Origin of the sequence: Massilia sp. YIM B02763, from assembly GCF_030412015.1 — a bacterium.
Lineage (GTDB): Bacteria > Pseudomonadota > Gammaproteobacteria > Burkholderiales > Burkholderiaceae_D > Telluria.
In genome coordinates this window covers 24,414-49,168 of sequence record NZ_JASNRD010000005.1, presented here as the reverse complement: position 1 = coordinate 49,168, position 24,755 = coordinate 24,414, and the positions used below count along the sequence as shown (strand labels likewise).

General features: G+C 67.2%; 26 protein-coding genes. 12 read left to right on the top strand and 14 right to left on the bottom strand.

Features of this window, described 5'->3' with window-relative positions:
* Nucleotides 1-107 precede the first annotated feature (107 nt).
* Both coxB and QPK32_RS09240 read right to left on the bottom strand, forming a co-directional pair.
* On the bottom strand, nucleotides 108-1,298 hold the full coding sequence (coxB, locus tag QPK32_RS09245; protein WP_290412515.1) for a cytochrome c oxidase subunit II: 1,191 nt from the start codon (nucleotides 1,296-1,298) through the stop codon (nucleotides 108-110).
* Between the two features lie 282 nt (nucleotides 1,299-1,580).
* Complete coding sequence (locus tag QPK32_RS09240) at nucleotides 1,581-2,501, bottom strand: methyltransferase domain-containing protein (protein ID WP_290412514.1); 921 nt, start codon at nucleotides 2,499-2,501, stop codon at nucleotides 1,581-1,583.
* A 61-nt stretch (nucleotides 2,502-2,562) separates the two neighbouring features.
* Between QPK32_RS09240 and QPK32_RS09235 the strand changes: the two genes are divergently transcribed.
* Nucleotides 2,563-3,387, top strand: coding sequence for a ComF family protein (locus QPK32_RS09235; RefSeq protein WP_290412513.1), 825 nt, complete (start codon nucleotides 2,563-2,565; stop codon nucleotides 3,385-3,387).
* A gap of 17 nt (nucleotides 3,388-3,404) precedes the next feature.
* Nucleotides 3,405-3,875 (top strand): tRNA (uridine(34)/cytosine(34)/5-carboxymethylaminomethyluridine(34)-2'-O)-methyltransferase TrmL, encoded by a 471-nt coding sequence (gene trmL / locus QPK32_RS09230; RefSeq protein WP_290412512.1) that lies wholly within the window; start codon nucleotides 3,405-3,407, stop codon nucleotides 3,873-3,875.
* 9 nt (nucleotides 3,876-3,884) lie between these two features.
* Here trmL and QPK32_RS09225 read toward each other — a convergent pair whose 3' ends face one another.
* From QPK32_RS09225 to QPK32_RS09215, 3 genes are all read right to left on the bottom strand, one after another.
* Complete coding sequence (locus tag QPK32_RS09225) at nucleotides 3,885-4,217, bottom strand: hypothetical protein (protein ID WP_290412511.1); 333 nt, start codon at nucleotides 4,215-4,217, stop codon at nucleotides 3,885-3,887.
* Between the two features lie 78 nt (nucleotides 4,218-4,295).
* Nucleotides 4,296-4,778: a D-glycero-beta-D-manno-heptose 1-phosphate adenylyltransferase gene (gene rfaE2, locus QPK32_RS09220; protein ID WP_290412510.1), complete on the bottom strand. Its 483-nt coding sequence runs from the start codon at nucleotides 4,776-4,778 to the stop codon at nucleotides 4,296-4,298.
* A gap of 78 nt (nucleotides 4,779-4,856) precedes the next feature.
* Nucleotides 4,857-6,041, bottom strand: coding sequence for a PilT/PilU family type 4a pilus ATPase (locus tag QPK32_RS09215; RefSeq protein WP_290412509.1), 1,185 nt, complete (start codon nucleotides 6,039-6,041; stop codon nucleotides 4,857-4,859).
* 141 nt (nucleotides 6,042-6,182) lie between these two features.
* On the opposite strand from QPK32_RS09215, the gene QPK32_RS09210 reads away from it, so the two are divergent.
* The 5 genes from QPK32_RS09210 (at nucleotide 6,183) to QPK32_RS09190 (ending at nucleotide 9,285) form a co-directional block, all read left to right on the top strand.
* Nucleotides 6,183-7,127 carry a hydrogen peroxide-inducible genes activator gene (locus QPK32_RS09210; protein ID WP_290412508.1) on the top strand — a complete coding sequence of 315 codons (945 nt, stop codon included), beginning with the start codon at nucleotides 6,183-6,185 and terminating at the stop codon, nucleotides 7,125-7,127.
* A 205-nt stretch (nucleotides 7,128-7,332) separates the two neighbouring features.
* The gene (ubiA, locus tag QPK32_RS09205) at nucleotides 7,333-8,187 is read left to right on the top strand and encodes a 4-hydroxybenzoate octaprenyltransferase (RefSeq protein WP_290412507.1); all 855 of its coding nucleotides are present in this window, start codon (nucleotides 7,333-7,335) and stop codon (nucleotides 8,185-8,187) included.
* Nucleotides 8,188-8,226: 39 nt separating this feature from the next.
* A complete protein-coding gene (locus QPK32_RS09200) occupies nucleotides 8,227-8,547 on the top strand; it encodes a YqjD family protein (RefSeq protein ID WP_290412506.1) in 321 nt (106 codons plus the stop codon).
* On the top strand, nucleotides 8,547-9,002 hold the full coding sequence (locus QPK32_RS09195; protein ID WP_290412505.1) for a phage holin family protein: 456 nt from the start codon (nucleotides 8,547-8,549) through the stop codon (nucleotides 9,000-9,002). The genes QPK32_RS09200 and QPK32_RS09195 overlap by 1 nt, the downstream gene beginning before the upstream one ends.
* Nucleotides 8,995-9,285: a hypothetical protein gene (locus tag QPK32_RS09190; protein ID WP_290412504.1), complete on the top strand. Its 291-nt coding sequence runs from the start codon at nucleotides 8,995-8,997 to the stop codon at nucleotides 9,283-9,285. Before QPK32_RS09195 ends, QPK32_RS09190 begins: the two co-directional genes overlap by 8 nt.
* Before the next feature lie 120 nt (nucleotides 9,286-9,405).
* Here the strand turns inward: QPK32_RS09190 and proC are convergent, their stop codons facing one another.
* Both proC and QPK32_RS09180 read right to left on the bottom strand, forming a co-directional pair.
* Nucleotides 9,406-10,224 (bottom strand): pyrroline-5-carboxylate reductase, encoded by an 819-nt coding sequence (proC, locus tag QPK32_RS09185; RefSeq protein WP_290412503.1) that lies wholly within the window; start codon nucleotides 10,222-10,224, stop codon nucleotides 9,406-9,408.
* A gap of 33 nt (nucleotides 10,225-10,257) precedes the next feature.
* Nucleotides 10,258-10,959: a YggS family pyridoxal phosphate-dependent enzyme gene (locus QPK32_RS09180; RefSeq protein WP_290412502.1), complete on the bottom strand. Its 702-nt coding sequence runs from the start codon at nucleotides 10,957-10,959 to the stop codon at nucleotides 10,258-10,260.
* An 81-nt stretch (nucleotides 10,960-11,040) separates the two neighbouring features.
* Here QPK32_RS09180 and QPK32_RS09175 point away from each other — a divergent pair, with 81 nt between their 5' ends.
* The 3 genes from QPK32_RS09175 to QPK32_RS09165 all read left to right on the top strand — a co-directional run bounded on the left by QPK32_RS09175 (nucleotide 11,041) and on the right by QPK32_RS09165 (nucleotide 13,796).
* The gene (locus QPK32_RS09175; protein ID WP_290412501.1) at nucleotides 11,041-12,084 is read left to right on the top strand and encodes a type IV pilus twitching motility protein PilT; all 1,044 of its coding nucleotides are present in this window, start codon (nucleotides 11,041-11,043) and stop codon (nucleotides 12,082-12,084) included.
* Between the two features lie 8 nt (nucleotides 12,085-12,092).
* Complete coding sequence (locus tag QPK32_RS09170; RefSeq protein ID WP_290412500.1) at nucleotides 12,093-13,229, top strand: PilT/PilU family type 4a pilus ATPase; 1,137 nt, start codon at nucleotides 12,093-12,095, stop codon at nucleotides 13,227-13,229.
* An 84-nt stretch (nucleotides 13,230-13,313) separates the two neighbouring features.
* Complete coding sequence (locus QPK32_RS09165; RefSeq protein ID WP_290412499.1) at nucleotides 13,314-13,796, top strand: glutathione peroxidase; 483 nt, start codon at nucleotides 13,314-13,316, stop codon at nucleotides 13,794-13,796.
* Between the two features lie 194 nt (nucleotides 13,797-13,990).
* On the opposite strand, the gene QPK32_RS09160 is transcribed toward QPK32_RS09165, so the two are convergent.
* The 6 genes from QPK32_RS09160 to QPK32_RS09135 all read right to left on the bottom strand — a co-directional run bounded on the left by QPK32_RS09160 (nucleotide 13,991) and on the right by QPK32_RS09135 (nucleotide 21,117).
* Nucleotides 13,991-15,988: a glycoside hydrolase family 97 protein gene (locus QPK32_RS09160; RefSeq protein WP_290412498.1), complete on the bottom strand. Its 1,998-nt coding sequence runs from the start codon at nucleotides 15,986-15,988 to the stop codon at nucleotides 13,991-13,993.
* A gap of 137 nt (nucleotides 15,989-16,125) precedes the next feature.
* Entirely contained in the window at nucleotides 16,126-16,812 is a 687-nt protein-coding gene (locus QPK32_RS09155) for a pentapeptide repeat-containing protein (protein WP_290412497.1), read from the bottom strand.
* Nucleotides 16,813-16,937: 125 nt separating this feature from the next.
* Nucleotides 16,938-17,252, bottom strand: coding sequence for a hypothetical protein (locus QPK32_RS09150; protein ID WP_290412496.1), 315 nt, complete (start codon nucleotides 17,250-17,252; stop codon nucleotides 16,938-16,940).
* Between the two features lie 70 nt (nucleotides 17,253-17,322).
* The gene (gene glcF, locus QPK32_RS09145; RefSeq protein WP_290412495.1) at nucleotides 17,323-18,558 is read right to left on the bottom strand and encodes a glycolate oxidase subunit GlcF; all 1,236 of its coding nucleotides are present in this window, start codon (nucleotides 18,556-18,558) and stop codon (nucleotides 17,323-17,325) included.
* A gap of 1 nt (nucleotide 18,559) precedes the next feature.
* The gene (gene glcE, locus QPK32_RS09140; RefSeq protein ID WP_290412494.1) at nucleotides 18,560-19,609 is read right to left on the bottom strand and encodes a glycolate oxidase subunit GlcE; all 1,050 of its coding nucleotides are present in this window, start codon (nucleotides 19,607-19,609) and stop codon (nucleotides 18,560-18,562) included.
* Nucleotides 19,610-19,635: 26 nt separating this feature from the next.
* Entirely contained in the window at nucleotides 19,636-21,117 is a 1,482-nt protein-coding gene (locus QPK32_RS09135; RefSeq protein ID WP_290412493.1) for an FAD-linked oxidase C-terminal domain-containing protein, read from the bottom strand.
* 74 nt (nucleotides 21,118-21,191) lie between these two features.
* Between QPK32_RS09135 and QPK32_RS09130 the strand changes: the two genes are divergently transcribed.
* Both QPK32_RS09130 and QPK32_RS09125 read left to right on the top strand, forming a co-directional pair.
* Nucleotides 21,192-21,746: a cob(I)yrinic acid a,c-diamide adenosyltransferase gene (locus tag QPK32_RS09130; RefSeq protein WP_290412492.1), complete on the top strand. Its 555-nt coding sequence runs from the start codon at nucleotides 21,192-21,194 to the stop codon at nucleotides 21,744-21,746.
* A complete protein-coding gene (locus QPK32_RS09125) occupies nucleotides 21,746-22,786 on the top strand; it encodes a rhomboid family intramembrane serine protease (protein WP_290412491.1) in 1,041 nt (346 codons plus the stop codon). The genes QPK32_RS09130 and QPK32_RS09125 overlap by 1 nt, the downstream gene beginning before the upstream one ends.
* Before the next feature lie 25 nt (nucleotides 22,787-22,811).
* Here QPK32_RS09125 and QPK32_RS09120 read toward each other — a convergent pair whose 3' ends face one another.
* Complete coding sequence (locus QPK32_RS09120; RefSeq protein ID WP_290412490.1) at nucleotides 22,812-24,728, bottom strand: ATP-binding protein; 1,917 nt, start codon at nucleotides 24,726-24,728, stop codon at nucleotides 22,812-22,814.
* Nucleotides 24,729-24,755 lie beyond the last annotated feature (27 nt).

Sequence of the window (24,755 nt, the reverse complement as noted above, 5' to 3'; positions counted from 1 at the left end):
TGGACTGCTTCGTGGGTCGCCGATGCGGCTGGCGGCCCGGTCTCCGTGAATCCGTAAAACTTGGGTCCCTGCCTGCGCAGGGACGACGTTCTATCTTGCAGGCGCTGTCATTTTCCGCGCGCGGCGAGGACGTCGGCCGGTTGTACGATATTCTCCTCGGCCTTGTTCGTCCAGTTGTTGCGCGTGTAGGTGATCACCGAGGCGATGTCGGTATCCGACAGCTGCGGCCACGGCGGCATCGCGCTCGGGTACTTGCCGCTGTGCTTGCCGTGCAGGAGGACGGCGATCTGCTCTGCCTTCGGTCCCGTCACGACGGGCGAGCCGACCAGCGAGGCGAACGCGTTCGGCACGCCCTGGCCGCTGGCCTGGTGGCAGGCCACGCAATTGGTCGCATAGACCTTCTCGCCCTTGGTCTTGAGTTCGTCGATGGTCCAGACCTTGTTCGGGTCGTCGGCCAGCGCCGCCATCTTCTTCTTCTCGCCGGCGACCCAGGCCGAGTAATCCTCGGCGGAGACGACCTTCACGACGATCGGCATGAAGGCGTGCTCCTTGCCGCACAGCTCGACGCAGTTGCCGCGGTAGGTGCCGATCTGCTCGGCGCGGAACCAGGTGTCGCGCACGAAGCCGGGGATCGCATCCTGCTTGACGGCGAAGGCGGGAATCGTCCAGGAGTGGATCACGTCGTTGGCCGTCAGCACCAGGCGCACCTTCTTGTTGACGGGGACGACCACCGGATTGTCGACTTCCAGCAGGTAGTTCTCGGTGCGGGCGGCGGTCGGCGCGATGCCCGGCTCGCCGACCTGCGTGCGCGGGGTGGCCAGGTTCGACAGGAAGGAAATGCCCTCGCCCTCCCCCTTCAGGTAGTCGTAGCCCCATTTCCACTGCATGCCCGTGACCTTGATGGTGAGGTCGGGATTCGACGTGTCCTTCATCGCCACCACGGCGTGGGTGGCGGGCAGCGCCATGCCGATCACGATCAGGAACGGAACGACCGTCCAGGCGATTTCGACGGCGGTGGATTCATGGAAGGTGGCGGGCTTGTGGCCCAGGGATTTGCGGTGCTTGAACACCGAATAGAACATGACGCCGAACACGCCGATGAAGATGACCAGGCAGACGATCATCATCCAGTTGTGCAGGCTGTAGATATAGGCCCCGATGCCCGTGACGGGCGCCTGCATGTTCAACTGGTGCTCCAGCGGCCGCCCGGTGACGACGGGATCCGCCGCCAGCACAGGCACCGCGACCGACGACGCGAGCACTGCCACCGACGCTTTCAATCGCTTTGCATAAGTCATGTTGTCCCCAACCACCCAAAAAAAGTGAATTTTCTTAAACGGTCGGCAATTCCATGAACGAACTGCTGCCGCTCCGAAATCCTTATCTCCTCCGCCCTCCGGTCCTCGTGGGGCACCATGCGATGGCGGCGGCTTTTTTGCTGACTTGATGTTGCTGCAACAGGTTGACTGCAAGCTGCTGGAGCTGCCTATTTTTTGTGCTTTTTTACGGCTCCGCGCGAAAAAAGTGTCATTGATTATACTGAAATGGCTAATTTTTATTCAAGGAAAATCTCCGCCGCATCATCGCTCTTTTGGCGGGGTACGCGGCTGGAAGCGCACGATGGATTCTCCCGCCGCCGTCGTCTTGGGCGCGGGCCGGAATGCGTGGCCGTAGATCACCTCGAAGGTCAAGCCGAGCTTGCCGTCGGGGCGCCGCTGCGCTTCCAGCGCGTCCAGCATGCGCCGCCAGGCCGCCCGTCCGGCGAGGCCGCGGCCGCGCGTGTCGAGCGGATTGCCGCCGAAGGCGCGCACGTCGGCCAGCAGCGCTTCCGCCGTGTCGTAGGTGACGGTGATCTGTTCCATGTCCATGACGGGCGTGGTGAAGCCGACTTCCACCAGCTGGTCGCCGAAGTCGTGCATGTCGACGAAGGGCAGCGTGTGCGGCGCCGCGTCCATCGCAGCGAACGCACTGCGCAGCTCGCGGAAGGTGTCCGGCCCGAAAGTGGAGAACATCAGCAGGCCCTCCACGCGCAGTGCGCGGCGCCATTCGGCGAACACGCGGTCCGGCTGCGGATGCCAGTGCAGCGCCAGGTTCGACCACACCAGGTCGAGCGAATTCGCCCCGAACGGCAGCTGGCCGAAGTCGCCGCAGACGAGGTCGACGCCCGCCTTGGCCGGCAGCAGGCGGCTGAGCAGCGAACGGGGCGCCTGGGTGGCGCGCGCCGCCTCGGCCAGCGCGGCCGGCGCCGAATCCAGCCCGAGCACCTGGGCCGCCGGATACATCTTCTGCAGCTGGGCGATGTCGGCGCCGCTGCCGCAGCCGGCGTCGAGCACGTGGCGCGGCGCCGTCTTCACGAGCGCGAGCCGGTCGAACATGCGGCTGGCGACCTCGCGGCGCAGGAAGTCCGAGCGGGCGGTCCGGGCCGGATCGTTGAACATCTGGCGCACGCGCATCAGGTCGATGGGCGCGCTCAATTTGGAAGAGGCTTGGGGCGAAACCATGGTCAACGGCTGTCAAATGGGATAATGGCGGCAGTGTACATGGTTGTCAGTAATTAAGCCGATGAGCGACCGACTGTCCCTGCCCGCTTCCGTGCGCCGGCGCCGCTGGCCGCGGGCGCTGCTGAACGCGCTGCTGCCGTCGGTATGCGCCTTGTGCGGAGGCGGCTGCGACGGGGTCGTGTGCGCGGGATGCCAGGCGGCGTACGTGTTGCCGCGGGTACGCTGCGCGCGCTGCGCGAATCCGCTGCCGGACACCCCGTCGTCCCGGCGCAGGCCGGGACCCAATCTTGCGTCGCCAGTGGCGCATGCAGACTTGGGTCCCGGCCTGCGCCGGGACGACGGTATATGCGGCGCATGTCTATCGGACACGCCCGCCTTCGACGCCACGGTCGCCGCCGCCGACTACGCGGCCCCGCTCGACCAGCTCGTGCTGCAGTTGAAATTCGGCGCCCGCCTCGCGCTGGCACCGTGGTGCGCGCGCATGCTGAGGGATGCCGTGCTGGCCCGTGGCGACCTGGTCCTGCCCGACCTGCTGTGTCCCGTGCCGCTGGGCGCGGAGCGGCTGGCCGGGCGCGGCTTCAACCAGGCGCTGGAAATCGCGCGCCCGCTGGCCGGGGCGCTCGGGGTAGCATTGCATCCGCGGCTGGCGGCGCGCACGCTGGAGACGGTCGCGCAGTCCGGCGTCGCACCGGCCCAGCGCGGACGCAACGTACGCGGCGCGTTCGCCGTGACGGACCCGGACCTGGTGGCGGGCCGCCACGTCGGCCTCGTCGACGACGTCATGACGAGCGGCCACACGCTGGGCGAACTGGCGGCGACGCTCAAGCGATTCGGCGCGGCGCGCGTGACGAACCTCGTGTTCGCGCGTACGCCGCCTCATGATTGAAGGAAGAAGGAGAAATTGTGTTTCACGTAGTCCTGGTCGAACCAGAAATCCCGCCCAACACGGGCAACGTCATCCGCCTGTGCGCCAACACGGGCGCCCAGCTGCACCTGATCGAACCGCTCGGCTTCCCGCTCGACGATGCCAAGATGCGCCGCGCCGGCCTCGATTACCACGATTACGCCACCATGAAGGTGCACAAGAACTGGGATGCGTTCCTGGCCGACGCCAAGCCGGACGCCAGCCGCATGTTCGCGATGACCACGCACGGCTCGGCCCCGTTCGCCGATGTCGCCTTCCAGCCGGGCGACGTGTTCGTGTTCGGCGCCGAATCGCGCGGACTCGACCCGGCGCTGCGCGAGTCGTTCCCGCCGGCGCAGCGCATCCGCCTGCCGATGATGCCGGGGAACCGCAGCCTCAACCTGTCGAACACGGTCGCCGTGGTCGTCTACGAAGCGTGGCGCCAGAACGGCTATGCGGGCGGCGGCTGACGCTCCGGCTCATCGGCACTGGCGCTGCATCGTCAGGAGGTGCTGCTCGCGCTCTTCCGGCAGCATGTCCGGCATGGCCTGGGCCAGGATGGCCTGGCGCTCTTCGGGTGTGCGCGCACGCTGGAGGCGCTGGTTGAACGTGCACATCGCGTGGTGGCCGCTCATGGCTGCATGCTCCCCCTCGCCCGACGCCGTTGCCGAACCGGCCGCGCCGCTCGATCCGGTACTTGATCCGGCACCCATTCCAGCGCCGGTTTCGGCACCTTGATGTGCCGGCGCATTCGCTTGCCATGCCTGGCAGGCAGCCAATGCACCGGCGAGCAGTACGACAAGGAACTTCATGCGGCATCCTTTCAGCGCCGGCTCGACGGGGCGCCTCCGTTCGACCGCGCGCCCGCCGCGCGGTTCCGGCGCGAGCGCTCAGCCGCCGAACTGGCGGATCTTCGCCACCAGCCTGGTGGTCGAGCGGTCGTGCGCGAAATCGATCGCGACGGCCTTGCCGCCCTGGGCGATCACTTCCTTCCCTTCCGGGATCTGGTCCATCACGTAGTCGCCGCCCTTGGCGTAGATGCCGGGACGCGCTTCCTGCACCACCTGCAGCGCCGTGTCCTCGTCGAAGTCGACGACCAGGCTCACCGATTCCAGCGCGGCCAGCACGGCCATGCGGTCGGCCATCGTGTTCAGCGGGCGGTCGTCGCCCTTGCCCAGGCGTTTCACGGACGCGTCCGTGTTGACGGCGACGACGAGCGAGGCGCCCAGTTCGCGCGCCTGCGCCAGGTAGGTCACATGGCCGCGGTGCAGGATGTCGAACACGCCGTTGGTCAGCACGACGGGTTGCGGGAGTTGGGCGATGCGCGCGGGGAGGTCGGCGCGGGTGGTGATTTTTTGTTCGAAAGTGGGCATGGTTGGTGTCGTGGCGGCTTGGGCGGTACGGCTTCGGCGCGCGAAATTGGGTCCCTGCCTTCGCAGGGACGACGTAGGTTAGGTTGCCTTGGGTGCCTCGTCGTCCGGCTCGTCCATCAGCATCGAGAGCTCGGCCGGCCTGGCGGCGCCCTCTCCGGGGGCTTGCCGTTCGCCCGACAGCTTGATCTGCAGGCGCAGGCCGTTGGCGGAGTCGGCGTTGCGGATCGCCTCGTCGTAGCCGATGAAGCCCGCGTTGTAGAGGTCGTACAGGGCCTGGTCGAACGTGCACATGCCGAGTTCGCGCGACTTCTGCATGATCTCCTTGATGCTGTGGAAGTTCCCCTTCAGGATCATCTCGCCGATGGTCGGCGTGTTCAGCAGGATCTCGATGGCGGCCTTGCGGCCCTTGCCGTCCTCGGTGCGCACCAGGCGCTGCGAGACGATGGCGCGCAGGTTCGCGGACAGGTCCATCAGCAGCTGCGGGCGGCGTTCCTCGGGGAAGAAGTTGACGATGCGGTCCATCGTCTGGTTGGCATTGTTCGCGTGCAGCGTGCCCAGGCACAGGTGGCCCGTCTCGGCGAAGGCGATCGCGTGTTCCATCGTCTCGGTGTCGCGGATCTCGCCGATCAGGATCACGTCCGGCGCCTGGCGCAGCGTGTTCTTCAGCGCGTTGTGCCAGGACAGCGTGTCGACGCCGACCTCGCGGTGCGTGACGAGGCAGTTCTTGTTCTTGTGGACGTATTCGACCGGATCCTCGACCGTGATGATGTGGCCGGCGGAATGGCTGTTGCGGTAGTCGATCATCGCCGCCAGCGTGGTCGACTTGCCGGAGCCGGTGCCGCCCACGACCAGCACGAGGCCGCGCTTGGTCATCACGACGTCCTTCAGCACCTCGGGCAGGTCGAGCTTCTCGAAGGTCGGGATCTCGGAGGCGATCGTGCGCACCACCATGCCCACGCTCTGCTGCTGCACGAAGACATTGACGCGGAAGCGGCACACGCCCGGCAGCGAGATGGCGAAATTGCACTCCATCTCGGCCTCGAACTCGGCGCGCTGGCGCTCGTTCATCAGGGCCAGCGCCAGCGCGCGCGTCACCTCGCCCGTCAGGCGCTGGCCGCTCAGCGGCTTCATCGCGCCCTGGTGCTTCATGCTGGGCGGGAAGTCGGCCGAGATGAACAGGTCGGAACCGCCCTGCTGGTGCATGACGGCCAGCAGCTTGTGCATATAGGCCTGGGCTTGTTCCGGGCCGAAGGTCGAGGACATCGTGGATTCTCTATTAATACATGGCAACATTGCCAGGCCAGTCCATTATATCGGCAGCTTTGACGGTAAAATAGTGCGCATCTGCCTAAATCTGCGGCAAACGTGTTCATCGAGACACGGCTCGCATCCCTGATTTCGACCATGACCCTGACCGAACTGAAGTACATCGTCGCCGTCGCCCGCGCACGCCATTTCGGGCACGCGGCGGAAGCCTGTTTCGTTGCCCAGCCCACGCTGTCCGTCGCCATCAAGAAGCTGGAGGACGAGCTGGGCGTCACCCTGTTCGAGCGCGGCGGCTCGGAAGTCTCCGTGACGCCGCTGGGCGCCCAGATCGTGGCCCAGGCCGAACGCGTGCTGGAACAGACGGCCGCCATCAAGGAGCTGGCCAAGCAGAACAAGGACCCGCTGTCCGGCCCGCTGCGCCTGGGCGTCATCTATACCGTCGGCCCCTACCTGCTGCCGCCGCTGGTGAAGAACCTGATCGAGAACGTGCCGCAGATGCCGCTGGTGCTGCAGGAGAATTTCACGGTCAAGCTGCTGGACCTGCTGCGCCAGGGCGAGCTGGACGCCGCCATCATGGCGCTGCCGCTGCCGGAACACGGCATGGCCGTGCAGGCGCTGTACGACGAGCCCTTCGTCGTGGCCATGCCCAAGGACCACGCCTGGGCCAAGCGCAAGGAGATCTCGGCCGAGGATCTCAAGAGCGAAACCATGCTGCTGCTGGGTACGGGCCACTGCTTCCGCGACCAGGTGCTGGAAGTGTGCCCGGAAATGGCACGCTTCTCGTCGAACCCCGGCAACGGCATGCAGCGCACCTTCGAAGGCTCGTCGCTGGAGACGATCCGCCACATGGTCGCGAGCGGCATCGGCCTGACCGTGCTGCCGCGCGCCTCGGTGCCGGACATGAAGGACCCGAACGGCATGCTGACCTTCGTCCCCTTCCAGGAGCCGGCGCCGTCGCGCCGCGTGGTCATCGTCTGGCGCAAGAGCTTCACGCGCCGCGCGGCCATCGACGCGGTGGTCAATGCGGTGGCGGAGTGCAATCTGCCGGGCGTGGAGATGGTGCAGCTGCAAGCTGCGGCCTGAAGCCTCCACCCGTCGTTCCCGCGCAGGCGGGAACCCATGCCCAGCATCAGAAGCCGGACCATGTGAGATACCCGAATCTGCTCAGGATACCGACTTTGGCGCCTCAGCATGGATCGCCGCCTCCGCGGGGATGACGGCTGAGTGTCGAGTCGCGAGCGGCACACGCTACAATTCGGATTTGCAGATCTTCACTCCGAATTCCCTCATGAACAAGCTGGCGCTGTACTTCCGCCTCGTCCGGGCCGACAAGCCCATCGGCATCCTGCTGCTGTTGTGGCCCACGCTGTGGGCACTGTGGATGGCTTCCGATGGCCATCCCGATCCCGTGATCCTCACCATCTTCGTGCTGGGCACGGCGCTGATGCGCTCGGCCGGCTGCGCCATCAACGATTACGCCGACCGCGACTTCGACCGCCACGTCAAGCGCACCGTCGACCGCCCGCTGACCAGCGGCCGGATCAAGGGCTGGGAAGCGCTGATGGTGGCGGCCGTGCTGGCCATCGTCTCCTTCCTGCTGATCCTGCCGCTGAACGCGCTGACCAAGCAGCTGTCCGTGGTGGCCGTGATCGTCGCCGGCAGCTATCCCTATTTCAAGCGCTTCTTCGCGATCCCCCAGGCCTACCTCGGCATCGCGTTCGGCTTCGGCATCCCGATGGCCTTCGCCGCCGTGCAGGGCCAGGTGCCGGCCGTGGCCTGGTGGCTGCTGGCGGCGAACGTGTTCTGGTCGGTGGCCTACGACACGGAATATGCGATGGTCGACCGCGACGACGACCTCAAGATCGGCATCCGCACGTCCGCCATCACCTTCGGCCGCTACGACGTGGCCGCCATCATGCTGTGCTATGCGGCGGCGCTGGGCATCGACCTCGCCTGCGGCTGGATGCTGGGCCTGCGCTGGTGGTTCGTGGCCGGCGTGGCCGTGGCGGCGGCGATGGCCCTCTACCACTACACGCTGATCCGCGGACGCGACCGCATGCTGTGCTTCAAGGCTTTCCGCCATAACAATTGGTTGGGTGCCGCACTATTCTTCGGTGTCGCGCTAGACTATGCTTTAGGATAATATTGTCCAATACACCATAGCCAACAGAGAGGCCCACCCATGATGGAAAAAATCCCCACCCAGACCGGCACGCGCGACCAGTTGCTGTCCGACCTGAAGAACGTCGTCCACGACGCCGAAGCCTGGCTGCGCCACAGCGGCCACCTGACGGGCGAGGAGTTCAAGGCGGCCAAGGCCAAGTTCGAGCGCACCCTCGTGTCGGCCAAGGAAAACATCATCCACCTGGAAGAAGCCGTGGTCGAGAAGACCAAGGTCGCCGCCAAGGCCACCGACGAATACGTCAAGGAAAATCCGTGGAAGGCCGTCGGCCTGGGCACCGCGATCGGTGTCGTGCTGGGCATGCTGATCGCCCGTAAATAATGGCGATCTTCGCGGCCGCGGGCCGCGCAGCCTCGACGCTGGCAACCATGGTCGGCACGCGCCTCGAACTGGCCGCGGTCGAGTTCCAGGAAGACGCGCGCCGCATGCTGGGCCACGTCGCCCTGGCCGTGCTGGCCGTGTTCCTGCTGGCAGCCGGCTTCATGCTCGGCGCCTTCTTCGTGATCCTGCTGTTCTGGGACACCTACCCGCTGCAGGCCACGGCCGGCATGGCGATCCTGTTCGTCGTGGTGGCCCTGCTGATGCTGCTGAAGGTGCGCTCGTCCCTGAACGCGAAGCCGCCGCTGCTGGCGGCCACGCTGGCCGAACTGCGCAAGGACGTCGACTACGTGCGCCAGGCCGCGGCCATCCGCGATGCCGAGGCGCATGCCGAAGCGAATGCCGCTGCGAATGCCGCAGCCCACGCACCGACCGTGCCGGGAGCCGTCCATGAATAAGCCATCGCTCGCCCAACGCCGCCTGGAACTGATCTCGCGCTGCGCCGAGGAACGCGCCGAACTGGCCGACGCCGTTTTGGCGCTGCGCCCGTCGAACGCCCTCGGCCATCCGGTGGCCGGCTTCGTCGTCGGCCACAAGAAGGCGGTGCTGGCCTCGGCCGCCGCCATGCTGGGCGTGATGCTGGCGCGGCGCAAGACCATCGCGGCGCTGGCCGGCACCGTCATGACGGGCATGAGCATGGCCCGCAACGTGCTGGGGGTCGTGCGGCAGTTCCGGCGCTAGACGCAAACACGCGCCCTGAAACAACGTCGTCCCTGCGCAGGCAGGGACCCAATTTCGAGTAGCGTCAGCGCTACATTGGGTCCCTGCCTGCGCAGGGACGACGGTTTTAAAGCCAACGCTTCAGTTGGCGTTACCCAATTCCTCACCCAACTCTCTGCCCCGCGCCGCCGCCGCCTTCATGGCCGCGACGATCGCCTCCTTCACGCCCGCCGCTTCCATGCTCGTGATGGCCGCATGCGTCGTCCCGCCCTTGGACGTGACGCGCTGGCGCAGCACTTCCACGCTGTCGTCCGACTGCGCCGCCAGCTGGGCCGCGCCCGTGAAGGTGGCCAGCGCCAGCGCCTTGCCCTGCTCGGCCGACAGGCCCATCTCGACGGCCGCCTGCTGCATCGCCTCGAGGAAGTAGAACACATAGGCCGGGCCGCTGCCCGACACCGCCGTCACCGGATCGATCAGGCTTTCCTCGTCCAGCCACACGGTGCGGCCGACGGCGCGCATGACGCTGTCGGCGGCTTCCTTCTGTGCCGCGCTCACGCCGGCCATCGCGACCATGCCCGTGACGCCCTGGCCGATCAGCGCCGGCGTGTTCGGCATCGTGCGCACGATGGCGCCGTAGCCGTTCAGCCAGCGCGACAGGTCGGCGCCGCGGATGCCGGCGGCGATCGACAGCAGCAGCGGACGGTTGCCCAGCTGCGACTGCAAGTGGAGCGCGACGTCGCGCATCTGCTGCGGCTTCACCGCCAGCACGATCACGTCGCTGGCCGCGACCCCGGCGCCGATGTCGGGCGCCGTCGTCACGCCATAGCTCGCGCGCAGGCGCTCCAGCGCTTCCGGGTTCGGATCGACCACGTGGATGTCCTGTGCCTGCGCGACGGCGCCGGCGAGGCCCGCGATGAGGGCGGTGGCCATGTTGCCGCCGCCGATGAAACTGATCTTCATGGTGCTCCTGTTCGCTGATGGCTGTTGCCGATGCTATTCGTAATGGCGCGCGCCGAAGATGGCGCTGCCCACGCGCACGATGGTCGCGCCTTCCATGATGGCCGCGCCCATGTCGCCCGACATGCCCATCGACAGCGTGTCGACGGGGATGCCGGCGGCCGCGAGTTCATCGGCCAGCGCGCGCAGGCGGGCGAACGGCGCGCGCTGCAGCGCCGGGTCGGCCTGCGGCTCCGGGATCGCCATCAGGCCGCGCAGGCGCAGATTGGGCAGCGCCACCACGGCCCGGGCCAGCGCAGGCAGCTCGTCGGCGGCCACGCCGCTCTTGCTCGCTTCGCCGCTGATGTTCACCTGCAGGCAGATGTCGAGCGGGCCGCGCTCGGGCGGACGCTGCTCCGACAGGCGCTGGGCGATCTTGAGACGGTCGACCGTGTGCACCCAGTCGAAGTTCGCCGCGATGGGACGGGTCTTGTTGCTCTGGATCGGACCGATGAAATGCCATTCGAGCACCAGCTCGGGTCGCGCTTTTGCGACAGCGGCGATCTTGTCGACGCCTTCCTGCACATAGTTTTCGCCGAAGGCGCGCTGCCCCGTGGCGAGCGCCTCGAGCACCGCTTCCGCAGGGAAGGTCTTCGAGACGGCCAGCAAACGCACCGTCGAACGCGCCCTTCCGGCGGCCTGGCAGGCGGCCTCGATTGTCGCTTCGACAGCTTGCAAGTTGGCGGCGATTGTGGACATAATGGTTTTCTGTAGGAAATATTTTTCGGTTACACGCGCCCTTGTCGGACAGGCTATCCAAGGGCACAAGGATTATAGCGAATGGACATCTCGGAACTGCTTGCCTTCTCCGTTAAAAACAAGGCGTCGGACCTGCACCTGTCGGCCGGCCTGCCGCCGATGATCCGCGTGCATGGCGACGTGCGCCGCATCAACCTGCCGCCGCTGGAGCACAAGGACGTGCACGGCATGATCTACGACATCATGAACGACGGCCAGCGCAAGCAGTACGAAGAGATGCTGGAGTGCGATTTCTCGTTCGCCATTCCGGGCCTGGCCCGCTTCCGCGTGAACGCCTACAACCAGGAACGGGGCGCCTCGGCCGTCATGCGCACGATTCCGTCCAAGATCCTGTCGCTGGAAGAATTGAACGCGCCGAAGATCTTCGCCGAGCTGGCGCTGAAGCCGCGCGGTCTCGTGCTGGTGACGGGCCCTACCGGCTCGGGCAAGTCGACGACGCTGGCCGCCATGGTCAACCACATGAACGAAAACGAGTACGGCCACATCCTCACCATCGAGGACCCGATCGAGTTCGTGCACGAATCGAAGAAGTGCCTGATCAACCAGCGCGAAGTGGGCCCGCACACGCTGTCCTTCAACAACGCGCTGCGCTCGGCCCTGCGCGAAGACCCGGACGCGATCCTGGTCGGCGAGCTGCGCGACCTGGAGACGATCCGCCTGGCGCTGTCGGCCGCCGAGACGGGCCACCTGGTGTTCGGCACGCTGCACACCTCGTCCGCCGCCAAGACCATCGACCGCATCGTCGACGTGTTCCCGGCCGAGGAAAAGGAAATGGTGCGCGCGATGCTGTCGGAGTCGCTGCAGGCCGTGATCTCGCAGACGCTGCTCAAGACCAAGGACGGCTCCGGCCGCGTGGCCGCGCACGAGATCATGATCGGCACGCCGGCCATCCGCAACCTGATCCGCGAAGCGAAGATCGCGCAGATGTATTCGGCGATCCAGACCGGCTCGAACGTGGGCATGCAGACGCTGGACCAGAACCTGACGGACCTCGTGCGCCGCAACGTGATCTCATCGAGCGCCGCGCGCGCCGCCGCCAAGATCCCCGAGAACTTCCCGGGTTAAGGACTGACATGGAACGCGACCAGGCCGCCAAATTCATGTTCGACCTGCTGCGCCTGATGGTGGCGAAAGGCGGCTCGGACCTGTTCATCACGTCCGGCTTCCCGCCCGCGATCAAGGTCGACGGCCGCATGACGCCCGTGTCGAGCCAGTCCCTGTCGGCCTCGCACACGGCCGACCTGGCGCGCGCCATCATGAACGACAAGCAGGCTGCCGGCTTCGAGCTGACCAAGGAAGCCAACTTCGCCATCAGCCCCGGCGACCTGGGACGCTTCCGCGTCTCCGCATTCATGCAGATGGGCGCCGTGGGCATGGTGCTGCGCGTGATCACCACCACGATCCCGAAGTTCGAGGACCTGGAACTGCCGGATGTGCTGAAGGACGTCGTCATGACCAAGCGCGGCCTCGTCATCATGGTCGGCGCCACGGGCTCGGGCAAGTCGACGACGCTGGCGGCGATGGTCGGCTACCGCAACGAAAACAGCTACGGCCACATCATCACGATCGAGGACCCCGTCGAATTCGTGCACCCGCACCGCAACTGCGTGATCACGCAGCGCGAAGTGGGCGTCGACACGGACAGCTTCGAGGCCGCGCTGAAGAACTCGCTGCGCCAGGCCCCGGACGTGATCCAGATCGGCGAGATCCGCGACCGCGAAACGATGGAACACGCGATCGCCTTCGCCGAGACGGGCCATTTGTGCCTGGCCACGCTGCATGCCAACAGCGCCAACCAGGCGCTCGACCGCATTATCAACTTCTTCCCCGAGGAACGGCGCCAGCAACTGCTGATGGACCTGTCGCTGAACCTGAAGGGCCTCGTCTCGCAGCGCCTGATCCCGAAAAAGGAAGCCAAGGGCCGCGTGGTCGCCATCGAGATCCTGCTGAACTCCCCGCTGATCTCCGACCTGATCTTCAAGGGCGAAGTCCACGAGATCAAGGAGATCATGAAGAAGTCGCGCGAACTCGGCATGCAGACCTTCGACCAGGCGCTGTTCGACCTGTACGAGGCGGACAAGATCAGCTACGAGGACGCGCTGCGCAACGCCGACTCCGTCAACGACCTGCGCCTGAACATCAAGCTCAACAGCAAGCACGCGAAGAACCGCGATTTCTCGGCGGGGACGGAGCATCTCGGCATCGTTTGATCGCGTGGTCGGCACGCCCCACAACGGGTGCCCCGCTTTGACGTACACTCTTGCCTTTGAATCAACTCGAAGCAGGAGACGACGATGAACGTATTCGATTTCCAGGCCACCTCCCTCGACGGCAAACCGGTGGACCTGGCTCAGTACCGCGGCAAGGTGCTGCTGGTCGTAAACACGGCCAGCAAATGCGGCTTCACGCCGCAATACCAGGGGCTGGAAAAGGTCTACCGTGAACTGCACGCGCGCGGCCTGGAGATCCTGGGCTTCCCCTGCAACCAGTTCGGCCACCAGGAACCCGGCGACGAGGCCGAGATCGGCGCCTTCTGCGAAAAGAACTACGGCGTGAGCTTTCCCATATTCGCCAAGGTCGACGTCAACGGCGACGGCGCGCATCCGCTGTGGAAGCATTTGAAGGAAAGCGCCCCGGGCGTGCTGGGCACCGAGGCGATCAAGTGGAACTTCACCAAGTTCCTCGTCGGGCGCGACGGGCGCGTGCTGCACCGGTATGCGCCGACCACGAAGCCGGAAGACATTGCGGGGGATATCGAGAAGGCGTTGCAGCAGTAGCTCGTCGTTCCCGCGCAGGCGGGAATCCATGCTGAGGCGCCAAAGTCGGTCCTTGTAAACGCCGGGGCGTATTCAACATACGGAATCCGGTTGCTCAGTATGGATTCCCGCCTGCGCGGGAATGACGGTGCATTTTTTCGCGAACGATATTCCGGACAGCAGTGCGCGCGGGCGGCAACGACGAGCGGGTGCGCTTACTTCTTCGGCACGATCCTGATCGCCTGCCCGCCGCCCGGCGCCAGCTTCAGTTGCAGCGTGTCCTTCGCCGTCACTGCCTTCGTCTCGACCACGAGGTCGAAGCGGTGCGCGTTGCGGTAGTCGGCGGCATCGCCGTCGCGGTAGATCTCCGCCACATACTGTTTATCCTTGTCGAGGAAGGCCAGCGGCAGCGCCAGGGTGCGCGCATTGGCGTCGGTGACGGCGCCGACGTACCAGTCGTCGGACTTGCGGTCCTTGCGCGCCATCGTCACGTACTCGCCCACGGCGCCGTTGATCACGCGCGTGTCGGCCCAGTCGGTCGGCACGTCCTTGATGAACTTGAAGGCCTTCGGGTATTTGGCGTAGTTTTCCGGGATATCGGCCGCCATCACGATGGGGGAATAGATCACGACGAAGTTGGCGAGTTGCTTGGCCTGCGTCGAATTGAACACCTTGTTGTCGGCGCCGACGAGGCTCAGGACGCCCGGCGTATAGTCCATCGGGCCGCTCAGCATGCGCGTGAACACCAGCTTGGCCTCGTGGTCGACGGGGTTCGGCGGGTTGCCCCAGGCGTTGTATTCGACGCCGCGCGCGCCTTCGCGCGACAGCCAGTTCGGATAGGTGCGGCGCAGGCCCGTGTCCTTGATCGGCTCATGGGTGTCGACGGCGATCTTGTAGCGCGCCGCTTCCGTCACGGCCTTCAGGAAGTGGCGCACGCCCTCCTGCGAATCGTAGTTGCCATAGTGCGGCTTGCCGTCCGCCCCCGGGAACAGCATGGTACCCGCCTCGTGCACATAGCCGGACTTGACGCTGTCCACGCCGTACTTGGCATACAGTTTATACGCATCGTCCATCTGCTTTTCGTAGGCGACGAGGTTGCCGCCCGTCTCGTGGTGGCCGATCAGGCGCACGCCCTTCTGCTTCGCATACGCGGACAAGACCGGCAGGTCGAAGTCCGGGTACGCCTTCGTGAAGCTGAAGTCGGCGCCGCCGTGTCCCCAGTCGCTTTCCCAGCCCTGGTTCCAGCCCTCGACCAGCACGCCGCGGAAGCCGTTCTGCGCGGCGAAGTCGATGTATTTTTTCGTGTTGTCGGTGGTGGCGCCGTGCTTCGGTCCCGCGTTCCAGGTCGTCTGCTGCAGGTGCATGCCCCACCACACGCCGACGAATTTCGACGGCTTGACCCACGAGACGTCGCCCAGCTTGTTCGGCTCGTTCAGGTTGAGTTCCAGGTCCGACATGTACAGGCCGGCCGCGTCGTCGGCGATGCGCATCGTGCGCCACGGCGTCGTGAAGGCGCCGTGGCGCACGACGGCGGGCCCCATGGACGACGGCACGAGCTGGGCACGCAGCTTCTGCCCCTCGACCTTGCGCACCCACATCGACGCGTAGTCGACCAGCGCCGCCTCGTGGAAGGCGATGTGGGTGCCGTCGTCCAGGCGCACGGTCAGCGGGGTGTTGGCGGTGCCGATTTCCTTCAGCGGCGCCTTCTGCACCAGCTCTTCCAGGCCGGGCAGCTCGCCGGCGGGGATCCACCAGGCGGTGGCGGGCTGGGCGACGACGAATTCGGTCAACTCGTCGGTGATCTCGACGTCCTTCAATTGCGGCTGCGACGGGAATTCGTAGCGGAAGCCGACGCCGTCGTCGTAGATGCGGAAGACGACAACGAGGCCGCGCTTGTCGCGGTTCTTCTGCTCGACCTCGACGCGCAGCTCGCGGTAGTGGTTGCGCACGTAGCGGCGCTCGCCCCACGGTTGCTCCCAAGTGTCGTCATGCTCGCTGGTGCGGCTGTCGCGCACGCTGAAGCCGCCGTCCAGCTTATGGGTGTTGGCCAGGTTGAAGCCCAGGCGCGACAGGCCGATGACTTCCTTGCCCTTGCGCTTGACGTCGTAGCCGAGCTTGCCCATCGGGTCGAGCTGCACGTCCACGCTCAACGCGCCGTTCGGCGAGGTCGCGCTGGCGACGACCTGTTGGGCCCAGGCGGCGGAAGCAGCCATGTAACTTGTAAACACCGCAGCCACGGCAAGCAATCGGATACGCATCTGTCTCACTCCTGTCCAGCCGGATTCGCTGACGATCCGGCAATGTTATGGGAGTGTAATATTACTACAGCGATCCGATCACGCGACGCGCTTCATACGACATTCAGGCCCATCGTGCGCACCAGCTCCGCCGCCTGGCGCGGGGAGATGGTCGCGCCGGCGAACTGCTTCGCGTTGGACAACTTCAGGCCGCCGAGATCCGCCTCGCGCAGGTCGGCGCCGTCGAAGCGTGTGTCCTTGATGTGGGCGTCGCGCAGGCTGGCGTTCTCGAACACGGCGTCGCGGAAATCGCAGCCGGACAAATCGGCATCCGAGAAATCCAGGCAGTTCAGCGTGGCCTTGCGGAAGGACATGCGGCGCAGGTCGGCGCCGACCAGCAGGCAATCCTCGAAGGTGAGGCCGAGCTGGCCGACCTCCTCGAATTGGGACCCTGTCAGCTTGCAGCCGCGGTAGCGCGCGGAAGCCAGCTTGGCGCGGCGCCAGCTGGCGTTGTTCAGGTCGCAGGATTCGAAGCGGGCGTCGACCAGGTCGGCCGACTCGAAATCGGCATGGCCGCCGCGGCAGCGCTGCCAGCGCGTGCGGCCGAGCTTCGCGGCGTAGAACGACGCTTCGGCGAGCGCGCAATTACGGAAGCTGCAATCCTGCAGGTCCAGGCGCGACAGATCGGCGCCGGAGAGGTCGCACTCGTCGAGCATGATGAGCTGGTCGTCGGCCAGCAGGGCTTCGATGCGTGGGCGCGAGATCGTCTCGCCGGTGAGGGTCGTGGTGGATTTGGTCATGAAGCGAAGGTGGTCGGAATGACTGACCGTCGTCCCTGCGAAGGCAGGGACCCAATTTCTGCACGCGCTACCGCAGCCTCGACAAAAATTGGGCACCTGCCTTCGCAGGGGCGACGGGGAGCGGGCTACCGGGTCTCGACCCGCGCCGACGAATGAATCGTACAGCCGCGGTGCACATTCTCGAGGAAGCGGATCGCCTCCTCCAGCCTGCACGAACGCGGCAGCAGCCGCCCCAGCGACTCGTCGTCGACCAGCTTGTCCACGCCGTAGGCGATCGCACGCGAGATCTCGCGCGCCTCGCGGCCGTCGCTGTTGTACAGCGCATCGTAGACGCCGACCTCTTCCCACAAGGGCACGTAGCCGGGACTGATGCTGTCCTGGAACGCGACCGACGGCGCCGCATCCTCGTCCTGGGAAATCAGCCGAAACACGAAACTCACGGAAGCCTCCAATTGCAAAAATCCGGGCGCCGATGCTACCACGGTGCCGGTTTTCGCGTCGGCGCCCTCTTCAGGCCTGTGCCCTCGCCATTGCCCTGTCAACAAACTCGATCCAATGCGACACGGGCGTCGCCGTCCCCGACTGCAGATGTCCGATGCAACCGACATTGGCGGACACGATTTCCCGCGCCCCGGTCGCTTCCAGGTTGGCCAGCTTGCGGTCGCGCAGCTGCTGCGCCAGCTCGGGGTGCAGCACGGAATAGGTGCCGGCCGAGCCGCAGCACAGGTGGCTTTCCGCGCACAGCACGACGTCGACGCCGGCCGCGCGCAGCACGCCCTCGACCTTGCCGCGGATGCGCTGGCCGTGCTGCAGCGTGCACGGCGGGTGGAAGGCGACGCGCTCGTGGATGCGGCCGGCCAGGCGTGCGGCGATCTCGCCTTCGAAGTCGCACACGATCTCGGACAAGTCCTTCGTCAGCGCGGCGATGCGCGCGGCCTTGTCCGCATAGGCCGGATCGTGGGCCAGCAGGTGGCCGTAGTCCTTGACCGTCACGCCGCAGCCGGACGCCGTCATCACGATCGCCTCGATGCCCTGCTCCACGTACGGCCACCAGGCATCGACGTTGCGGCGCATGTCGGCCAGGCCGCCGTCCTGGTCGTTCATGTGGAAGCGCACGGCGCCGCAGCAGCCGGCACGCGGCGCCGCCAGCAATTGCACGCCGAGCGCATCGAGCACGCGCGCCGTGGCGGCATTGACGTTGGGTGCCATCGCCGGCTGCACGCAGCCTTCCAGTACCAGCATCTTGCGCGCATGCGCGCGCGTGGGCCAGTGGCCGGCGGCGGGCGCCGGCTGCAGCTTGCCGCGCAAGGTTGCGGGCAGCACGGGCCGCGCCAGTTGTCCGGCCCAGAACGCGGGCTTGAACAGGCTGGTCCGCGGCAGGAATTCCTTCAGCGTCGCGCGCTTGAGGCGTTCACCCGCGGGACGCGGCACGCGCGCCTCGACCACCTTGCGGCCGATATCGACCAGGCGGCCGTAGCGCACTCCGGACGGACACGTCGTCTCGCAGTTGCGGCAGGTGAGGCAGCGGTCCAGGTGCAGCTGGGTCTTGCGCGTGGGCGCCGCCCCTTCCAGCACCTGCTTGATCAGGTAGATCCTGCCGCGCGGGCCATCCAGCTCGTCGCCCAGCAATTGGTAGGTCGGGCAGGTGGCGGTGCAGAAGCCGCAGTGCACGCAGGCGCGCAGGATCGCGTCGGCCTCGATGCCCTCCGGAGTGTCCTTGATGAAGTCGGCGAGATTGGTTTGCATGTCAGGCCATCCTCCCCCGGTTGAAGATACCGGCCGGGTCGAACCCCGCCTTCAGGCGTTCGTGGATGCGGGCGACGGCGGGCGCCAGCGGCTGGAACACGCCCACGGCCTTGTCGCCGCCGCGGAACAGCGTGGCATGGCCGCCCGCGGTCACCGCGGCGCTGCGGATGCGCTGCGCCGTGCCGGCATCGCCCGGCGCCCGCAGCCAGCGCTGCGCCCCGCCCCACTCGATCAGCTGTCCTGCGCCCAGGTCGAGCGCCGCGGCGGTGGTCGGCAGCGACAAGCGCCACACGGGCATGTCGCCGTCGAAGAATGCGTGGCGCTGCTCGCGCAGGCCCGCCCAGAACGGCGCGCAATCCGGCACAACCGCGCCCCCCAGCGTACGGCGCGCATCCTCGACGGCGGCGCGCGCGCCGGACAGGCGCAGCGACAGCATGCCGTCGTGCCAGCAGCTGGCGGAAATCGGCAAGGGCCGGCCTCCCCATTCGTTCAGCTTGCGGATGGCTTGCGCCTCGTCCATGGCAAAGCGCAGCGTGGTTTCGCTGACGGTGCGCGGCAATACCTTCACCGACACCTCCAGCAGCACGCCAAGCGTGCCGAGCGAGCCGGCCAGTAGGCGCGGGATGTCGTAGCCGGCCACGTTCTTCATCACGCGGCCGCCGAAGTTCAATATGTCGCCCTTGCCGTCGAGGAGCTGCGCGCCCAGCACGAAGTCGCGCACGGCGCCCGCATTGGCGCGGCGCGGGCCGGACAGGCCACTCGCCACCACGCCGCCGATGGTCGCGTGCGCGCCGAAGTGCGGCGGTTCGAAGGCGAGCATCTGGCCGCGCTCGGCCAGCGCCGCCTCGACCTCGGCCAGGGGCGTGCCGCAGCGCGCCGTGATCACCAGTTCGGTGGGTTCGTAGTCGACGATGCCGGCATGCGCGCGCGTGTCGAGGACGTCGCCCTCGAGCGGGCCGCCATACCAGTCCTTGCTGCCGCCGCCGCGGATGCGCAGCAGGCGGCGCTCGTGTACCGCCGCGAGCACCTGCTCCCGGAAGTGTTCAACCATGGTGTCTCCATCATTTTTTTATCGATTCAGAAGCGCGGCAGGTGCGCGAACGGCAGCGCCCCGCCATGGACGTGCATGCGCCCCAGTTCCGCGCAGCGGTGCGGCGTCGGAATCGCCTTGTTCGGGTTCAGCAGCATGGCCGGGTCGAAGGCGCGCTTGACGGCGAAGAAGGCCTCCAGCTCCTTGGCCGCGAACTGCACGCACATCGAATCGATCTTTTCCACGCCCACCCCGTGCTCTCCGGTGATGGTGCCGCCCACTTCCACGCACAGCGCCAGGATGGCGGCGCCGAAGGCTTCCGCCCGTTCGAATTCGCCCGGCTGGTTGGCGTCGAACAGGATCAGGGGATGCATATTGCCGTCGCCCGCGTGGAACACGTTGGCGCAGCGCAGCCCGTAGGTCGTCTCCATCTGCGCGATGCGTTCCAGCACGTGGGCCAGGTGCTTGCGCGGGATGGTGCCGTCCATGCAGTAGTAGTCGGGAGAGATGCGGCCGGCGGCCGGAAAGGCGTTCTTGCGGCCGGACCAGAAACGCTGGCGCTCGCCCTCGTCCTGGGACACGGTGATGGCGCTGGCGCCGGCCGCGCGCAGCACGGCCGCCATGCGCTCGATTTCCTCGGCCACTTCGAGCGCCGTGCCGTCGGCCTCGCACAGCAGGATCGCCGCCGCCTCGAGGTCGTAGCCGGCCTTCACGAACGGTTCGACCATGCGCGAGGACGTCCGGTCCATCATCTCCAGGCCGGCCGGGATGATGCCCGCCGCGATCACGCTGGCCACGGCGTCGCCGCCGGCCGCGACGTCGTCGAACGAGGCCATGATGACCTGGGCCAGCGCCGGCTTGGGCACCAGTTTGACGGTGACTTCGGTGACGATGCCCAGCATGCCCTCGGAGCCGATGAACACGGCCAGCAGGTCCAGGCCCGGCGCGTCGAGCGCTTCGCCGCCCAGCTCCACGACCTCGCCGTCGATCGTGCACACGCGCACGCGCAGCACGTTGTGCACGGTGAGGCCGTATTTCAGGCAGTGCACGCCGCCCGAGTTCTCGGCGACGTTGCCGCCGATCGTGCAGGCGATCTGGGACGAAGGATCGGGGGCGTAGTACAGGTCGAACGGCGCCGCCGCCTCGGAAATCGCGAGGTTGCGCACGCCCGGCTGTACGGTGGCCGTGCGCGCATACGGCTCCACGCGCAGGATGCGGTTCAGGCGCGCAGTGGAAATCACGACGCCGTCGGCCATCGGCTGGGCGCCGCCGGACAGGCCCGTGCCCGCGCCGCGCGGCACGATCGGCACCTGCAGCTCGCGGCACACGCGCAAAATGGCCAGCACCTGCGCCTCGCTGTCCGGCAGCGTGACGATCATCGGCAGCTGGCGGTAGGCGGCGAGCCCGTCGCACTCGTAGGGGCGCGTATCTTCCGGATCGAGCAGCACGCAGCGCTCGGGCAGCACGGCAAGCAGGGCCTGGGCGACCTGGCGCCGGCGTGTCGGGTCGACTGAAATCGAGGGAACCATGAACCGATTGTAAGCACAATTGCATCGATTTGGCGTATCCTCCGCCTATCTTTTTTCGTAAGGCAGGTACAACCATGGGTAATCGACTCTCGAAGATCTCGACCCGCACGGGCGACGACGGCACCACCGGCCTGGGCGACGGCAGCCGCACCGGCAAGGACAGCCTGCGCATCCACGCCCTCGGCGACGTCGACGAGCTCAATTCCTTCGTCGGCCTGCTGCTGTGCGAGGACATGCCGCCGGCCATGCGCGAACAGCTCGTCTCGATCCAGCACGACCTGTTCGACCTGGGTGGCGAGCTCTGCATTCCCGGCTACCAGATGATCAAGGACGACCACGTGGCGCGCCTGGACGGCCTCGTCGAGCAATACAACGCCGACCTGCCGATGCTGAAGGAATTCATCCTGCCGGCCGGCTCGCGCGCGGCCTCGCTCGCCCACGTCTGCCGCACCGTGTGCCGGCGCGCCGAGCGCAGCATCGTGGCGCTGTCGGCGGGCGAGACGATCAACCCGCAGCCGCGCCAGTACGTGAACCGCCTGTCCGACCTGATGTTCGTGCTGGCGCGCGTGCTGAACCGCTTCGCCGGCGGCAGCGACGTGCTGTGGCAGCACGAGCGCAAGCGCGGCTGATGGCGGAAGACGGCAGCGACGTCTTCGACGTCCGTTTCCACCGCGGCAGCCAGAACTGGCCCTCGAACCCCTTCCTGTTCCAGGGGCCGGGCCAGCTCGTCGTCGAACCCGACTTCCTCGTCCTGCGCGGCAGCAGCCACCGCTCGTTCCGTTTCCCGGCGCGCGCCGAGGAGCGCGTGCGCAAGGTCGACATCGTCAACGTGCGCACCGAAGGACCGGACGTGCTGTTCGACGTGGTTGGCGTGGAAGGCATGCAGGAAGTGGGATTCAGTGCGGCCGACGCCGACGCGGCCCGGGCCATCGCCAAGCGCCTGCCGGCGCGCTGGACGCCGGAATTCGAGGTCGCCTACCAGGAGCGCGCCGTCTTCCACGACCGCATCGATTACTGGAGCCCGTCGACGCCCGTGATCTGGGGGCTGCTGGCGGCGAACATCGGCATCTTCTTCCTGATGTGGCTGCAGCGCCACGGCCCCGGCGCGTTCAGCATGCGCACGGTGCTGGGCTGGGGCTCGCAGGTCGATGCGATGCTGCGTTCGTTCCAGCTGGTCGAGTGGGGGTCGAACGTGGGCCGCCTGACGCTGCACGGCCAGCCCTGGCGCCTGTTCACGTCGATGTTCCTGCACGGCGGCCTGCTGCACCTGGCCTTCAATATGTTCGCGCTGTGGCAGGTCGGCCGCCTGGTCGAGCGGATCTTCGGCAGCCTGCGCTTCGCCTGCCTCTACCTGCTGGCGGGCCTGGCGGGCAGCATGGCCAGCGTGCTGTGGAACCCGCACGCCAACAGCGTGGGCGCGTCGGGCGCCATCTTCGGCATCATCGGCGGCCTGCTGGCCTTCATCCGGCGCGAGAACAGCGGCGTGCCGCCCACCGTCGTGGCCGACCTGCGCGGCTCGATCCTGCCCTTCCTGCTGTTCAACCTGACGGCGGGCTTCCTGTATCCGCACACGGACAACGCCGCCCACCTGGGCGGCCTGGCCGGCGGCTGGCTGGCGGGGCACCTGCTGGCACGCTCGCTGCACGTGCCGGGGCAAACGCGCACGTAGACCACGTGCGCACGACATGTTCGCGTTACGTCGAGGCTCGGGCCAGCAGGCCGCGCAGGACGTCCAGGTCGACCGGCTTGACGAGGTAATGGTCGAAGCCGGCGTCCAGGGCGCGCCGGCGGTCGCTGTCCTGGCCATACCCGGTGATGGCCACCAGCAGGGCGTCGCGGGTTGCCGGCTGGGCGCGCAGGCGCCGCGCCAGCTCGATGCCGTCCATGCCGGGCAGGCCGATGTCGAGCAGGCATACCGCCGGGCGGTCGGCGCGCGCGTGCTCGAGCGCACGGTACGGGTCGTGCTCGATGCCGACCTCGTGGCCGGACGCCTCCAGCAGCATGGCCAGTGTGGCGGCCGCGTCGACGTTGTCGTCGACGACCAGGATGCGCGTGCCGCCGCCGTGCGCCGCGGCGCCTTCCGCACCAGGCGCGCCGGTGCCGTGCGGCGCCGCCGGCAGGCACGGCAGGGCCACCGTGAAGCGGCTGCCCTTGCCGAGGCCCGCGCTGTCGCAGGCCACCCGGCCGCCATGCAGCTCGACCAGGCTCCGGACGAGCGCCAGGCCCAGGCCCAGGCCGCCCGAGGCGCGGTCCGACGTGCGCTCGGCCTGCGCGAACAGGTCGAAGGCGCGCGCCACCAGCTCCGGCGCCATGCCGATGCCGTTGTCGCGTACCTCGATCGTCACCTCGCCGTCGCACGCAGAGGCGTACAGGGCGATGTCGCCCCGCTCCTGCGTGTACTTGGCGGCGTTGTTGAGGATGTTCGCGACGACCTGCACCAGGCGCTTGCCGTCGCCCTGCAGGAAGACGGCCTGCTGCGGCACCTGTAGCGACAGGTGCTGGTGCCGCGCCTGCACCAGCGGCGTCACCTGCTCGACCGCGTCGGCCACGATGTCGCGCACGTCGAGCGTGTCGCACTCCAGCTCCACCAGGCCGCGCGTGACGCGCGACACGTCCAGCAGGTCGTCGATCAGGCCCGTCATGTGCGCCACCTGGCGGCCAACGATGCGGCTGGTCTTGCGCACCATCGCTTCGTCGAGCTGGCCGCGCTGCAGCAGCTGCGCCGCCGCGCCGATCGGCGCCAGCGGGTTGCGCAGCTCGTGCGCGAGCATCGCCAGGAACTCGTCCTTGCGGCGGTCCGACTCCTTCAGCTTTTCCTCGGCCAGCTTGCGTTCGGTGATGTCGCTGGCGGTACCGATCCATTCCGCGATCTCGCCGTCCTTGTCCAGCATGGGCACGGCGCGCGACAGCGTCCAGCCATGGCCGCCGTCGATGCGGCGCACGCGGTGCTCGAGCTCGAACATCGATTTCTCGCGAATCGCCTTGGCGATGGCGGCATGCAGGACGCCCTGGTCTTCGGCGGGGATGTAGTCGTCCAGCCAGAAGTGGTTCGGGTCGAGGGTGTCGCGCAGGAAGCCGCGCCCTTCGAGCGTGCGCAGTTGGCTCCAGTCGGGACTCATGCGGTAGATGACGTCGGCGGTGGCTTCCGTCAACGCGCGCAGGCGGGCTTCGCTTTCGCGCAGCGCGGTGGTCGAGCGCACCCGCTCCGTGACGTCCTCGTTGGTGTGCAGGATGCAGGCTATTCGGCCGTCGGCACCGAATACCGGCGTGCTGGTCGCATCCCAGAAACGCTCCTCGAAGACGACCTCGCCGCTCGGCAGCGTCACCGGGATCGGATAGCGCTGGGCCGGCAGCGTATCCGGCCGCCCCGTCTGCACGACGCGGGCCAGGGAGCGGCGCAGCTTGGCTTCGCCGGTGTCCCCCGTGTCCTCGGGATTGCCCGGGAAGGCCACGAACAGGCTGGTGCCCACCAGTTCCTCGCGGGTGCGCGCCGACGCCTTCAGGAAGGTGTCGTTGACCGCGAGGATGATCGCTTCCGGCGTCGGCGACAACAGGTAGTTGCCGTTCGGAGAGCTGTTGAAGACCGACTCGAACAGGGCTGGCGAAAGCATCGTTGGCGTCGACGTCCGGAAGTGAGC